Source organism: Alteromonas sp. ABM1_013, assembly GCF_056160505.1.
On the sequence record NZ_JBSWXH010000005.1, the window covers coordinates 538,615 to 553,422 of the forward strand.

Consider the following 14,808-nt stretch of genomic DNA (forward strand, 5'->3'; position numbering starts at 1 on the left):
CGTAGTGAGCCATGCAGAAAGTACCGGCAGAATGATCATGATATAAACCATAATCTCTGACCCCACAATGTCGGCGCGCCAAGCATCCATCATCTTCACTTTAAATCTGCGCTTCAACAAGTAAGTGTAGAAAATCATAAATACCAGAGTCATCAAGATTTTAAGCACTTAAATAACAACCAAGATTATTTAACAGTTAAACGCCTGAGGCGATGGGTCTTCTTGCGTATTCTCGAATGTGCCAGCAAAGTACATAGCTACGTGAGAATATTCAGTTGGTTTTCGTACTATACCTTCGCAACACGTAAAGCGAACCTGTCTTAAATACCTGATTAATTTAATCTGCTTGGAAGTGATATAAAAAATGCTAGCTAATGAAATGATTCCATTAAGCTGGCATTTTTATATGAATTTAGTAGTTATACTGCGGCTACAACCCGAAATGGATAAGCACCAAATTACCTATTGCAGCACAAAGCATAGCTAGAAACGTCAATATCATCCCCGCAAAGCGTTGCCAACTGACGCCAGAGTGTCTCCCTAATCCGTAAGCGTGAAAGACGCGCCCGAATAACAATGCACTTCCCAGAGCGTGAACAGCCCATACTTGGCCCGTATTGGCTTCAAAACAGGCTATCATAATGAGAGTAATGGGCACGTACTCACTGAAATTACCGTGGGCTCTCGCTAAACGACCAAGATCTTCGTGACCACCATCGCCAATACTCACTTGGTGACGACGCCTGGCACCAATAACTAAAAACGACAAATACAGGTAACAAATACCCAATAGGCTGGCATAAAACGCCGTGATTGGTAAAACCATGGTCTACTCCACATGTTATAATTATAGCGCGTAAGTTTAATCAGTGATTACATCATACGTTCATTAGAAGCTATTAAACGTTATCCGCTATTAAGTTACAAGCAACAAAAAAGGCCGCATATGCGACCTTTTGTAGTTCTCTTTGGTACTTAGCCTAAACGCTCAGCTAGCTCAGCACTTACTTCTTCAACTGGACGTGTTCCGTCTAGCTTGTGGTATTCACAGTTTCCAGCTTCAGCTTCAGCGCTGTAATAGTTTACAAGCGGCTTAGTTTGCTCATGGTAGATTGCAAGACGCTTGCGTACAGTTTCTTCTTTATCGTCGTCACGAACGATTAGGTCATCACCTGTTTCATTGTCTTTACCTTCCACCTTAGGCGGGTTGTAAACAACGTGATAAACGCGGCCCGATGCTGGGTGTACGCGACGACCGCCCATACGCTCAACAATGACGTCATCTGGAACGTCAAACTCAATGCAATGGTCAACAGAAACACCGGCTTCTTTCATTGCATCAGCTTGTGGAATAGTACGAGGGAAACCGTCTAACAAGAAACCGTCTTTGCAGTCATCTTGTGCAATACGCTCTTTAACCAGACCGATGATAATCTCATCAGACACTAGTTTACCTTCGTCCATTACACGTTTAGCTTCTAGACCTAGCTCTGTACCTGCTTTAATCGCAGCACGAAGCATATCGCCCGTTGAAATTTGTGGAATGCCATATTTGCCCATCAAGAACTGAGCTTGTGTGCCCTTACCCGCGCCAGGAGCGCCGAGAAGAATGATTCGCATGAGTGCGTTCTCCGCTTATGATTTTTGAACTTTTTACTTCGGGCACTTTACACATTCAACACTGTAGTGACAAGTGTAAGAAGTACCGTAAAGTTAATCTTAAGACTAATGGCGAATATATACTCAGCTTATAGGCGTTTTTATAAATTTAAGTCTAAACCTGTAAGCTAATCGCCCGGTAATTCATCTTCTTTAAAGCATGAATTTTTAAAGTTTTAAGTGATTAACTAGAAATTTTAACTGCCAAAATATAGCACAATAAAACAGCCAAATTTATTTTTGTTAGTAGTAGACATAAAAAAACGGGCGTGATGCCCGTTTTTAAGTATAAACCTGCTGTCTACCTGCTTATTTTGCCAACTTCATTAGCAAGGTGTTCAAGTTCTGAACGAACGTAGACGGGTCTTTCAAACTACCCTGCTCTGACAACGCTGCTTGATCAAAGAGTACACCAACCCATTGATTGAATAGCTCTTCATCTTGCGTGTCGGCAAGCAGTTTAACTAAGCTGTGCTCAGGGTTAAGTTCAAAGTGATACTTCACGTCTGGCACGGTTTGGCCAGCCGCCTGCATCAACTTCATCATCTGTGTAGTCATGCCATTGTCGTCGGCAACAATAACAGCAGGGGAGTCAGTTAAGCGATGCGTGAACTTAACGTCTACAACCTTGTCACCAAGTGCTGTTTTCGCTCGCTCTAGAACGCCTTCTACTTCTTTCTCTGCTTCTTCTTGAGCTTTCTTAGACTCTTCGTCTTCTAAGTCGCCTAAGTCTAAGTTTCCTTTCGCGATAGAAACAAATTGTTTCTCGTTAAACTCAGTTAGGTGAGACATTAGCCACTCGTCAATGCGCTCGCCCATTAGCAATACTTCGATTCCCTTCTTACGGAAAATCTCAAGGTGTGGGCTAGACTTAGCCGCTTGAAGGCTGTCTGCAGTCACGTAGTAAATCTTATCCTGGCCTTCTTTCATTCGCTCAATGTAATCAGCTAATGAAACTGTTTGTGCGTCAGATTCTCCGTGGGTAGATGCAAAGCGCAATAGACCAGCGATCTTCTCACGGTTACTGAAGTCTTCCGCTGGACCTTCTTTTAGTACATTACCAAACTCATTCCAGAACGACTGATATTTTTCACTGTCATTCTTCGCCATTTTCTCAAGCATTTGTAGAACGCGCTTGGTACAACCTTGACGTAGTGCTTGGGTAATCTTGTTGTCTTGAAGAATCTCTCGAGACACGTTTAGCGGAAGGTCGTTGCTATCTAGCAAACCTTTAACAAAACGCAAGTAGGTCGGCATGAACTGCTCTGCGTCATCCATGATGAAAACGCGTTGAACGTAAAGCTTAAGACCATGGTTTTGGTCGCGGTTCCACATATCGAAAGGCGCTTTGGAAGGGATATAAAGTAAGCTGGTATATTCAGTTTTACCTTCCACCTTGTTGTGCGCCCATGCTAGCGGATCTGCAAAGTCGTGAGAGATATGCTTATAGAACTCGTTGTACTCTTCATCAGTAATATCAGACTTCTCACGAGTCCAAAGCGCAGTGGCTTTGTTAACCACTTCCCACTCACCAGGCTGAGCTTCGATTTTCTCGCCATCCGGACCTTCACTCTCAGGCACTTCATCTTTCCACATTTGCACAGGAATACTGATGTGGTCCGAGTATTTGCTTACAATCGAGCGCAGACGCCATGTGTCGGCAAATTCTTTTTCGTCTTCGCGAAGGTGAAGCGTAATTTCTGTACCGCGTGTAGGCTTGTTGATTTCGGCGATAGTGAACTCACCTTCACCGTCTGAAACCCATTCAACACCTGTAGATGCATCAGCACCAGCCGCACGAGTGCGGACAGTCACTTTGTCTGCAACGATAAATGCTGAGTAGAAACCTACACCGAACTGACCAATAAGCTGGGAGTCTTTCGCGCTATCGCCAGAAAGCTTACTAAAGAAGTCTTTAGTACCAGATTTGGCAATGGTACCTAAGTTGGCAATGACTTCATCGCGTGTCATACCAATACCGTTATCGGTAATCGTAACTGTGTTCGCTTCTTTATCAACGCTAAGTTTTACGTTTAATTCACCATCGTTTTCGTACAGGCTATCATTTTCTAGGGCGCGAAAACGGAGCTTATCCGCAGCATCTGCCGCGTTCGACACTAGCTCGCGTAGAAAAATTTCTTTGTTTGAATACAAAGAGTGAATCATCAGTTGAAGAAGCTGTTTTACTTCTGTTTGAAAACCGTGGGTTTCTTTGTGGGCTGCTTCAGCCATAATCCAATATCTCCTCGTTGAATGGATCACGTTTGATGTTAAACAGGTAAGGTCACTCAACGCACTTTTCAACGTTTAGAACGAAAATTTATTTTCTATTCGTAAACTTTTTCGAGAAAAGGTATATACCGCTTATTTAACTAGCGAATAGGAAGGTGTTATCTTGGAAATGGAAGAACGGTTTTAAGAAAAAGAGCGTTTTGTGTACTCAAAACGCTCGGTATGTTACTTACAGCTTGCGGCGACCCGAAAAAGCGTGGGTAAGTGTATTGCCGTCAATGTATTCAAGTTCTCCCCCAACCGGTACACCATGGGCAATGCGAGAGGCGTCGACATTGTGACTTGTGCATAGCTGAGCAATATAGTGCGCTGTTGCTTCCCCTTCTACAGTGGGGTTTGTGGCTAAGATAACTTCATTTATCCCACCAGCGGCTAAACGCGCCTCAAGCTCGGTTAAACCAATTTCTTCAGGCCCGACACCATCGATAGGAGACAAATGCCCCATTAATACAAAATACTGGCCTTTGTAGCTTAACGTTTGTTCTATCGCTAATACATCTTGAGGACTTTCTACAATACACAATAAACCGCTAGCCTCTCTTTCTGGGTGGCGGCAAATGTCACATAGCTCATCTTCTGTGAACGTTCTACAACGCTTACAATGATGAATATGCTCCATGGCATTGTGTAGCACATTGCTTAAATCAATCGCCCCCGTACGGTTTCGCTCTAAAAGATGAAATGCCATTCGTTGGGCGCTCTTATTGCCAACGCCGGGAAGACAGGTTAATGCCTGTATTAGTTCTGAGAGTAGCGGGCTGAACTTCATAATGTTTACTGCTTAGGTATTTGTTCGGTTAGTTTCGGGCTTTCGCGGTATTTAATCACGTTACGCTTCACTTGGTCGAGTTTAACTTCGTAGACATTGCCGCCAAATAGCCCTTTGTATTCTTCGTCAGTGAACACCAACGTATTGTCATCGTAGAAAGTTACCGCCTCTTTTTGTGTTACCACACCAAGGTCGATACGAGAAACGTCACCGCTAAAAAAGTTGTCGCCTTCAAAATTTTCGAAAAGCCACAAGCTAGTTGAATCAAGTAGTACAAGTTTAGTCCTATCAGGGCTTATAGCTGCAGAGGTAATCCAACATAACTTTTCAAGGGTGGTACAGGTTTTGAATTCACCTATTAGCTGTGCATCGAAGTTGGCAGCATGGTCGCCCACTTTGTATAGCTTTGTAATGCCATCAAAGGGCTTGGTTCTATTTTTGGTGAATAAATACAAATTACGCTTGTATTCTACAAAGGCTTCTAAATCGTAGTTTTTGTCTTGGGGCTTCACTTTGCCTTTACCCATTTCTGGATAGGTGAACTTTATAATCTCTGCTTCAGTGGTATCACCTTCAATGTCAATGGGGTTTTCTATTTTATAGATAGTGAGCCAGCGGCGTTTATTGTCATTGTTACCAAAATCTCCTAGAAAAAAATGACCAAAACTATTTTGGGTCATATCTTCCCAATCTACATTTTTGGCGTTTGAAACCGTAACCTCTCTAACAATACTGCCGTTCTTGCCCAGCAAATACAAAATAGGTCCGTCACCACTATCATTAATAGCCCACAGCCTTTTATATTTGTCGAACTCTATTCCAGAAATTTCTTTGAGTTTTGGGTCTACCGTTACCGTTTTCATTTTAAACAGTTCGTGAACACTCATAAAAAACAGCACGGCTGCGATAGGGAGCAAAAGAACCGTGGTGATAACTAAGCCTTTCCTTAGCACTACAAACCTCTATTTAGGGTGATTGGTTTTACGTTCTCCCTGCGCTTTTCATTGCAGGAAGCTGCCTACACGCAGAGGAAATAAAAAGTCAATAATATAACGAATCAGGTCAGATAAAGGACCAACTCTAAGTGAAGCGACATTTTAGTGCGATAGGTACGCTTCTGTCGACGTAAAATACTGCTTGAAAACTCTCTAGTGTGAACGGATGCCTAAGAAATGCAGAATGATATAAAAGTGGAACAAAAACTCAGCAGTACTAACTCAAATAACTAGCGTCTTCATTGCCCTTCGGCTAGTGCGGTAATGCTAACAAGCGGTGAAGCATGCTCTGCTTGCAAATACTCCATCAAGCCGACTAAGCTCAAAGGCTTCGTGAAGTAATATCCTTGCATAGCTTTGGCACCAATCTTTTTGGCGAAGGTTACCTGTTCAGAGGTTTCTAAACCTTCTAACGTGCACGGCATGCCTAGTTTCACACACATTGACACCACATTCTCGATGATCAGCGCTCTGCGTTTTTCTTGTTTACTTTGTAGTGGAAAGTCAGGCAGTAGCGAGCGATCGATTTTGATTGCATCATACGTTTCGTCAGCTAATTCTGATATGCAAGAAAAGCCTGTTCCAAAGTCATCGATGGAAATAATGACCCCAAGACCTTTAATTTTGGTAAGCACTTCCCTCGCCTTTGAACTTTGAAGCGTGGATTCAGTTATTTCGATGACTATTCGTCCAGGGTCAATATTATGGAAAGCAAAGCGCTCCGCAAACAGTTCTACGATGCCATCATTCTGTAACTGTACCGCAGACATATTTAGATTGAATTTTATCTTTGAAAAACCCCATCCGCTTAGTGCTTTGAGTGCAAAACAGACTTCATCAAGCATCAGTAACCCAATATCATGAATATACTTTGTACGTTCAGCTATTGGAATAAACTTTTCTGGGCTGATTGGTCCATGGCTGGGAATGTGCCAACGAGCTAATGCCTCCACGGCCAAAACCTCACCGTTAGAGCCCACTATAGGCTGAAAATAAGCGGTAATTTGTTTACTTTGGATAGCGCTTTTAAGCCCTTGTTGGATAAACAGCCTATATTCAATGTTTTTCGACAGATTATCGTTGAAAGTGACAATGCTGTTTTTACCACCTTGCTTTGCTGAAAACATTGCGATATCGGCATTTTTTAGTAGCTCTGTTGGCGACATACTTTCTGTAGATGAAGCAAGGCCGATACTCGCTGTAATTTGAAAGTCACCTGATGTTGTTCTAAATGTTTTTTTCAATGAAGAGGATAACCGGGATGTCATTTTACTTAAAAGCTTATGGCAGGTAGTGCTTGTTACAACAACAAACTCGTCACCGCCAAACCTAATAACAGTATCATCGTCTCTTAGCGCTGCCTTAAATCGACTTGCACACGCTCTCAAAATCTCATCTCCCACTTCATGTCCATGGGTATCATTAATAAGCTTAAACTCATCAATATCAATAAAAATAATCGAGCAGGGCTCACATGATTCACTATAAGTCTCGACAATGTTGTTTAGTAGGTTTCGATTTCCCGCGCCTGTGAGCGCGTCTGTAAATGCCAAGTACTTAAGTTGACTTTCAGACGACTTTAGTTCTGAAACATCGGTAAGAATGGCAACATAATTAGTTTCACCAACATCAATATCGAATGACGTTACCGACATGGTTAAATGAAACCTTTGTCCTTCGCTTACAATAGTGAGTTCTGTCCTTAAACCGTCTATCAAATAGTCTGGACGAGGATCGTGTTTTCGCGCTTTAGGAAAAACATTGTTAATGTGGGTAGATATTAGATGCTCGGCTTGGGTACCTAGCATATCACATAAGGATTGGTTAGCTTTTATTATGAGACCTTCAGCATCACAGACTAAAACGCCTTCTTTAATTTCACTTACAATCTTATCTGCAACACTCAGGTTTGACTGAGCGCTCTGTAGGATTGATATATCTTGTATGGCGCCAATTTGAACGTAGTCTTCGCCCCACCCTACATCGGAAAGGACAACCTGAAACCATTTAGTCGCTTGCCCTTCAATTTTCAGCTGCAAGGTTGTGAGATAATTCGACTTTAAATGTATCGCCTCTTTTAACTCAACTTCCGTTTCTTCGGGAAACAACGAAAGGAATTTGGATATTGGCATTTTGCGTGGAAAATCAAAAAGGTTCTCGACGCTTTTAATAACGACTGACTGAGTAGAGGTATCGACTTCTAACACGCCTAACTTAGCAATCTTTGAGGCCATTGCGAAACGTCTATTAGAAGAAGCGAGCGCTTTCTCCGTTTTCTTTCTTTCCAGCGCAACTTGAATAGTCGTTGTAAGCGAAAGCACGCCGTACGGTTTTACTAGATATCCATACGGGGAAATCGCGAGCGCATTAGAGATTGTCGTGTCATCACAATAAGAGGTACTAAACACTACGGGTACTTTAAACCTCTCTGTAATGCTTTTGGCAATTCCAATACCAGAATCTGAACCACCCAAATCAATGTCCATCAAAATCAGATCCGGAACACGTTTATCTACTAACGCATACAGTTCGCTTTCCGTCTTTGCTATGCCTAACACCTGCATACCTGCTTCGGTAAGCGCATTCTTAACATTCATTGCTTCAACTAAATTGTCTTCAACAACAAGTATCAAGGGCGGAGTTATATCAGTCACAGCTTTACACCTTAAAGCCAAAAGCTTCGATGGAGCGCTTTAGCAATGTTGTGTCGACGGGTTTGGTTAATACATCCACATTAGATAACTCGTTTGGCAGCTCTATTGTCGCTCCATAACCCGTAATGAAGATAAAGGGTATTGATAACTTTTGTATTTCAATACCTAACTGAAAGGTATTTTCATTTCCCAAATGAACATCTAAAAACATCATCGAAGGTTTAACTTTGGCCAACGCCGCTCTTGCTGAACTGATATCACCAAAAATATCAATTTTATCAATTCCCAATTGTTTAAGGTGCTTCTTGAGGTCTAGCGATATAAGTAAGTTATCTTCAACGATAAAGGCGCTTGTGAGGATTTTTTCGGTATTAGCTGTACTGATGGATTGAGGCTTTTCGCCATGGGTTGCATGTGGAGTACTTGTTTGGCTAGCACCCAATTCTATAAATTTACGAGGAATGAGAAACTCTGCATTGAGCCCGGTAATTTTAGTACTCAATGACGCTTTGCCTTTTAATTCATGGGGGATGACTGACTTTATAACCGTCATTCCAAACCCTTCATCACCTAAACCATGTAAGGGAGGCCCCCCTATTTCTTCCCATTTAATAGAGCAGCCTTTTTCGTCTAATTCCCAGGTTATCGCCACTCTGCCATCATTACTTGTCGCGCTTAGCGCTCCATACTTGGCAGCATTGGTAATCATTTCATGAAAGACTAACACGATAGGCGTTACTGCATAGGGTAAGATTCTTATATCAGGCCCGTCTATCTTAAAAGATGACTCATTGATCATGTAAGCTTTGAGCTCGTTATGAAGAAGCTCTTTGAATCTTACACTGTTGTATGAGGCATGAGTAAGCTGATCATGCCCCAGAGCAAGTGCAGATATTCTCGACGATAAAGAGACTACAAATTCATCAATATCTTTCTTGCTCTGTGATGTCTGTCCGATAATCGCACTGACTAAATTTAAGATATTGCGAACGCGATGGTTTAGTTCACCAATCAGTAACTCGAGTCTTTTTTTGGCTTCACGTTGCAGTAGTTCTTTTTCGTGCAAATGGCGAATGGTTAGTTCCATTACACCGAGCCTAATAGATTTAGCACGTTCAATATCCAGCGTTGTCCATGGAGTAGAAGTAGATTCATTATTTTCTACCCATTTATCAAAACTCGCTCGTGGAGTAAGCGTTTCCTTCCCCTCTTTCAGCTCGACGCGTTTTGCAGGGTTACCCGCCCAATAGACTTGTTGCACAACTGAGTTTCTAAAAAGAAAAATATAGTCCATTGGCTGATGAGAGATCTTTAATGCCAATACCCCGGCAACACTCTCATCCGCTAACTCGTTGTGAATGTCTGCTAAGTTGTCAAATTGATGGATTTCTTCTTCGGGAAGTTCAGCGAGTATTGCTGTAAGACGTTTGATTTTTCGTGCGCTAAATGCAGCGCCCGACTTAGTATATTCATTGCTAAAAATACAGCCGATGCCGTCAATATCTATAAGCGTTTTAAGCAGGGATAACTGTTCTACGATAGCATTATTGAGTGACTTGCCTAGAGAAAGGTTGCTAAGTACACGTGTAAATGTAGCATTTGCTTTCTCGCTTACTCTTATCCGTTCATTTACCAGCCTTCTGGATAATTCTAGTGAAAACATCTCTGCGAAGAGTTCTAATTGCGAAACTAAGCGACTAGGGATAACTTTTTTAGTGTTGTGATGGCATGCAATCAACCCCCACAATTCACCTTCCACAATAAGTGATATCGACATAGAGGCGCCAACTTTCATATTCTTTAGATATTGAATATGCACTTCGGAAACAGCCCTTAGGCGTGAAAGTGAGAGATCTATAGAAGCTCCATCGCTTTTTTTGTTACCAATAATAGGAAAAGTTTCACCGTTAACGTCAGAAATAGTTCTAATAAGGTTTTTCTTGTAAAGCTGTCTTGCTTGACGCGGAATGTCCGACGCGGGGTAACGCAACCCCAAGAAAGGAGTCATTTCGTTTGACACTGACTCTGCGATAACTTCGCCTGAACCGTCGGATAAAAATTGGTAAAGCATCACTCTGTCGTGTCCAGTCGCAGTTCTCACGCTTTCAACTAAACCTTGATAAAGGTCCTCAAGCTCAGGAAACATCGATATCTGAGCCATTAGCGCTGTGATAACCCCCTCATACTTCCCCAAACTCTCTAATTTTTCGAATTCAAGGATGAGGTGTTCGGCACTTTGATGAATGCACAGGTCGAATGTGTCTTTACAATGCGGTATTGATACAGAATGAAGGTAGGCTGCTTTGCCAAGGATCATTGCCTGGCTTTGCGCACCACGTATCGCGTGCACAAGTTCACGATCGACTAATTCCCAAAATGTGCAACCGAGCAGTTGATTGCTCGGAACATCAGCAAATTGGTTCAGGTTTTCTGAAAAATGAGTAACAACCCCCGCCTTATCGACGATAATCATAAAACCATTGCTTTGTATCCGACCTAGAAGGTGTATCGGTTCTTTATCGCATTGATCGACTAATGATGAAAGTTCGCCTGCTTCATCGTGCATTATTATTATCCCAACCACTTCATATTAGATGACGCCTATGGAAACTTAGCAGTATCAAGCTTCACAAGAGCCTTTAAGAAAAACTAAATAAACATTCCAGATAAAATATAGCCTAGGTTCTAGCGAATCTAAACTCTTTATGCATGTTTATTAATATTAGTGTAAATATAAGCAGACGTGTGTTTTTTTAGCGTTAGACATGAAGTAGGCTTAACAATATAGCAATAACCTAATTTACGCTGGCAAGTGTGATTAAATTAGTCGTCGAATGTACCACTCATTTGAAACTTATGATTGAAACGGTAGACACAAAAAAGCTCTAGTGCAGAACCAGAGCTTTTTGGAGTTTTAGCCCCTTTGTGACCCCGTTAGTTTTGTAAACTTAAGCTGGTGTATAGAGGCAGGCGCTAAGGGCTTAGTTTTTAAAACGGCATTTTGAAGCCAAATGAGGCTTCATTGCTGATTTGTTTTCAGACGTTCTATTTCGCGGCTTGTAGCGCAATGGATAAGGTTCTCATCACTTATCAGCACTCGTCGACACTTTACTTTTGACCCCTATTTGGCCCCTGCTTTTGGGGCATGAACTAATTCCATGAAGTTGTAGATTCAAAAGAGTCCTCTGAATCACGGGCAAAAGACACGATCTTACTAGTGTTCTCAAATTGCTCCAGATTAATACCAACATCTTTCACAAGCCCAGTGACTTCGTTATAGACCTCGTGAAAATCAGAGTCAGAAGTCAACGGAGGCTCAATTGCTATGAGGGCTTGGTCAGGCATGACAACATTCTTCTCAACCAAAGCCCGCATCCTATTCACCCACATATGCCCGTGTTCAGCGGCACTCATCGCAGTCTTTTGATCAAACGCTAATGGTTTAATAATGCGTTTGCCTAGGCTCGTATTCCTTACAAAAGGAATAGTAACTTCATAAATACCAGCTTTAAGTTTACGCTCGTTATATTTGTGAGCCAATTCATTGGCAAAAGTCTCACGCAACGCTCTAACCATTTGTTGTTCGCGATATTTTTGATTTACAAAGTCACGAGCAACAAATTTTTGATACAATTTATCCAGCATTTTTTCAGCAGTTTCATTAGCTAAGAGCCTACTGACGTTGCCAAAATGCATTACAGATTCACGTTGACGTGTGAGTTCTCTAAAAACGCCGATTAATTCTTTGCTTCTTACGTGGTTTGCTCGACAAAAGCTCTGCAATCTCGTTAACTCATTGGTAAATGAATCAACAGCTTGTTTGTAAAGCTGTTTATCCATTTCTTCGAAGAAATGGGTCACTCTGCCAAAACGTTTTGGAGTTACCTTGAAAATAAGCCGTCCCTCACTAGGCTCAATCAAGACAATCCCAACATTTGCAAACTCTCTAGTCTCAATAAAAGGCATAAAGCGAACGACTGCATACTCGAATACAGAATTGCTGTGTTTCATTCTAAAGCCTCCCAAAAGTTATCGTTTACAAAGTCGTTCAATAGTACCCGTATTCTGTTGATTTCTCCATCGGTATCTTTCAATCCTTCGAGCCATTCTAGAGGAATAGCATCTACAATTTCATCAAAATCAGTCATAGCGTCTGCAAATCTAGCTTGATATTTTCGTCTGTCGATTACGTCTACAAATAGATCAGTTTGCCCCTTAAGTACCGAACTCGCTGCATGGAGTTTTTTATGCTCATGACTTGAGAAATCATTTTCAAACGCTAAATTGTGGTCAAATACTACTAAATTTCCAGTAACTATATTGTAGTAGAGATTGGGGTTTCCACCCTTGTCTGTCAATGTTCTGTCACTATTCTTGATCCAATAATCAAACAAAAATAGATCTAGAAGCAAAGCTTTGTCTACATCCCTAAGCCTATCCAAATTGACTTCCTGAAGATTACCTTTCAACTCAGAAGCAAAAGCGATTCCGCATCCCAATTCGTTAATTAGTTCCTCATCGCCCTCAACTAGAAGATCATCGACATATACTATTTGGGAATCCGGTATAGGTAACCCAAACCGGATTCCTAATTTCGCAGCCACCCATTCATAAATACACCCTCGATATGTGGCATTTAGCCTCTTAACAACATAAAGCTTTTCATCATCTCCACGGCACAGCCAAGGTTTAGTAAACCCTTGGGTCATCCGTTGTTGAATTTCAATTATGTTTATCAATAGATTAACCTACGTGATAGCACTTTTTGTCCATTGAATCCATGCGTACTCCGTATGCTGCTCACCTGAAGGGCTAATGACAATGGCCTCATTGAGACCTGAGTTGATTCCCTTCTGGGTGACGAGCTAGTCCTTTTTTGCGATGCTCGAATGTATTTGCTTCATACCATAAAAAGTATCAGAACACCGCCTCAATGTCACTCATACGTACTGTAATCGGTCGTGCGACATTATAGTCTATTTTAAATAAATAGCTGAGGGTATATAGCCCCCTTTACTCGCGACGGCATACTTAATGTTCTTCATAGTAATTTGATGCTCTACACCAAAGTGCTTAAATATATCAACGAGGTTTTCAAAGACTTTATTCTTTTCTTCAATCTCAATCAGCATGGTTCGGTGAGGGTGACTGTAATCCTCCAGATAAAAACTTATTTCTACTAAGTATTTGTATTGCTCCGTGTAGAATAGCCTTAAAGAGACAAAATTAGAGGTCGCAGGTAGCAGGGATTCATTGGTGTCACTTTTTTTGATTAACTGAGCATCAAATTTAAGCAGACTTTTTTCATTAAAAGGCTTCTCTAAACGGAACAGATCGTTGCCTTCCCATACGCATTTCCCGATAACCACATACTCTTGATTAGGTAATTTTTTGCGATTCAGCGTCAGCTTTCTACCAAATTTAAATCCATCGTTAGCCTCAAAAATATGCGCAAATGACTTAGACTGGCAAATTCTACTCAATTTAAATAACGCAATTAGTTCGAAGGTGTGCTGAGTTGGGTTGTAATAGTCCAAGTTCAAAGTGAAGCCAGGCTCAATTTGTTTACAGATACCGCGTAGAGTAATGCAATCCGAATTTGGAAAATCCCATCTGACTTCGCTACCAATTGCAATAGGCATAGTCACATCTTTTTGGTAATAAAGGTTTTCATAGAACTCTCTATTTTTAATTACCTTTTCGTCACTCAGCAAACGAAGGGCAGTATCGCACCAATGTTGAAAATAGGTGTGTGAAAGGAGTCGATTAAGTAACTTAATTTTATGCTCTTTCACCAGTCGATTATTTTTTTGTTCAGTTCCAGAAGTATTTTCTCCCCTTTCTACCATCGGTATATGCACATAGCCTTTAACTAGCCTTTCATCAACGTTTGTGACATTTAATACACTAGTTATAAAGCCCTCAGAATTTACCAGCGCAACAACACTCGCTAATTGATTGAGTAGACCGTTATCAATAAATGCTTTATTCAAATCGCTAAGGCCTACTAACTCTGCCTCTACCCAGTGACCGTCCGAGGTCGAAGGTAAGCCATATAATTCTTGTATCACCTCCGACTCTTTTTCCGACAGCCGACGTCTACCAGACTTAATTTCACTAACTCGTGAAGGCTCTAAGTTCAAATCTTTGGCGACTTGACCACTGCTGGATATCGAGCACGCGTGTTCAATATAGTGTTTTGATATCTGCTTATTTAGTTTTGTTTCAGTTTCTTTCACAGCTTTCTCCTCGTTTTCGTCACCATACAATCGCAAATATTGAGTTACGTTAAAAGCGTAATTTATGTGTAATTTTTACAGACAAAGAGAATAAAGTAAATAAAACCTAAATAAATCCGAGAAATCGCTGACGCGCTATTCATCGACTTTTACATACAGATTCACTAACTAAGATAGCCAATTACGAAAAAGTTTATGGC

General features: G+C 41.3%; 10 protein-coding genes. All 10 read right to left on the minus strand.

Annotated elements, in window-relative coordinates:
• Nucleotides 1-430 precede the first annotated feature (430 nt).
• The 10 genes from ACXAGK_RS17065 to ACXAGK_RS17110 all read right to left on the minus strand — a co-directional run bounded on the left by ACXAGK_RS17065 (nt 431) and on the right by ACXAGK_RS17110 (nt 14,608).
• Nucleotides 431-826 (minus strand): MAPEG family protein, encoded by a 396-nt coding sequence (locus tag ACXAGK_RS17065; RefSeq protein WP_474805876.1) that lies wholly within the window; start codon nt 824-826, stop codon nt 431-433.
• A 149-nt stretch (nt 827-975) separates the two neighbouring features.
• On the minus strand, nt 976-1,620 hold the full coding sequence (gene adk, locus ACXAGK_RS17070; RefSeq protein WP_012519076.1) for an adenylate kinase: 645 nt from the start codon (nt 1,618-1,620) through the stop codon (nt 976-978).
• Between the two features lie 348 nt (nt 1,621-1,968).
• Nucleotides 1,969-3,891, minus strand: coding sequence for a molecular chaperone HtpG (gene htpG, locus ACXAGK_RS17075; protein WP_474805874.1), 1,923 nt, complete (start codon nt 3,889-3,891; stop codon nt 1,969-1,971).
• A 229-nt stretch (nt 3,892-4,120) separates the two neighbouring features.
• Nucleotides 4,121-4,720 (minus strand): recombination mediator RecR, encoded by a 600-nt coding sequence (recR, locus tag ACXAGK_RS17080; RefSeq protein ID WP_039222833.1) that lies wholly within the window; start codon nt 4,718-4,720, stop codon nt 4,121-4,123.
• 5 nt (nt 4,721-4,725) lie between these two features.
• Entirely contained in the window at nt 4,726-5,673 is a 948-nt protein-coding gene (locus ACXAGK_RS17085; RefSeq protein WP_474805872.1) for a hypothetical protein, read from the minus strand.
• Between the two features lie 281 nt (nt 5,674-5,954).
• Entirely contained in the window at nt 5,955-8,369 is a 2,415-nt protein-coding gene (locus ACXAGK_RS17090) for an EAL domain-containing protein (RefSeq protein WP_474857153.1), read from the minus strand.
• 4 nt (nt 8,370-8,373) lie between these two features.
• Nucleotides 8,374-10,935 carry an HWE histidine kinase domain-containing protein gene (locus ACXAGK_RS17095; protein WP_474857154.1) on the minus strand — a complete coding sequence of 854 codons (2,562 nt, stop codon included), beginning with the start codon at nt 10,933-10,935 and terminating at the stop codon, nt 8,374-8,376.
• 584 nt (nt 10,936-11,519) lie between these two features.
• On the minus strand, nt 11,520-12,380 hold the full coding sequence (locus ACXAGK_RS17100; protein ID WP_474857155.1) for a DUF3037 domain-containing protein: 861 nt from the start codon (nt 12,378-12,380) through the stop codon (nt 11,520-11,522).
• On the minus strand, nt 12,377-13,108 hold the full coding sequence (locus ACXAGK_RS17105; protein ID WP_474857156.1) for a HipA family kinase: 732 nt from the start codon (nt 13,106-13,108) through the stop codon (nt 12,377-12,379). Before ACXAGK_RS17105 ends, ACXAGK_RS17100 begins: the two co-directional genes overlap by 4 nt.
• Before the next feature lie 237 nt (nt 13,109-13,345).
• Nucleotides 13,346-14,608, minus strand: coding sequence for a hypothetical protein (locus ACXAGK_RS17110; RefSeq protein ID WP_474857157.1), 1,263 nt, complete (start codon nt 14,606-14,608; stop codon nt 13,346-13,348).
• Nucleotides 14,609-14,808 lie beyond the last annotated feature (200 nt).

Excerpts from the sequence above, each read along its gene's own strand:
- ACXAGK_RS17065 (WP_474805876.1), bottom strand. The coding sequence starts at position 826 with ATGGTTTTACCAATCACGGCGTTTTATGCCAGCCTATTGGGTATTTGT.
- adk (WP_012519076.1), bottom strand. The coding sequence starts at position 1,620 with ATGCGAATCATTCTTCTCGGCGCTCCTGGCGCGGGTAAGGGCACACAA.
- htpG (WP_474805874.1), bottom strand. The coding sequence starts at position 3,891 with ATGGCTGAAGCAGCCCACAAAGAAACCCACGGTTTTCAAACAGAAGTA.
- recR (WP_039222833.1), bottom strand. The coding sequence starts at position 4,720 with ATGAAGTTCAGCCCGCTACTCTCAGAACTAATACAGGCATTAACCTGT.
- ACXAGK_RS17095 (WP_474857154.1), bottom strand. The coding sequence starts at position 10,935 with ATGCACGATGAAGCAGGCGAACTTTCATCATTAGTCGATCAATGCGAT.
- ACXAGK_RS17100 (WP_474857155.1), bottom strand. The coding sequence starts at position 12,380 with ATGAAACACAGCAATTCTGTATTCGAGTATGCAGTCGTTCGCTTTATG.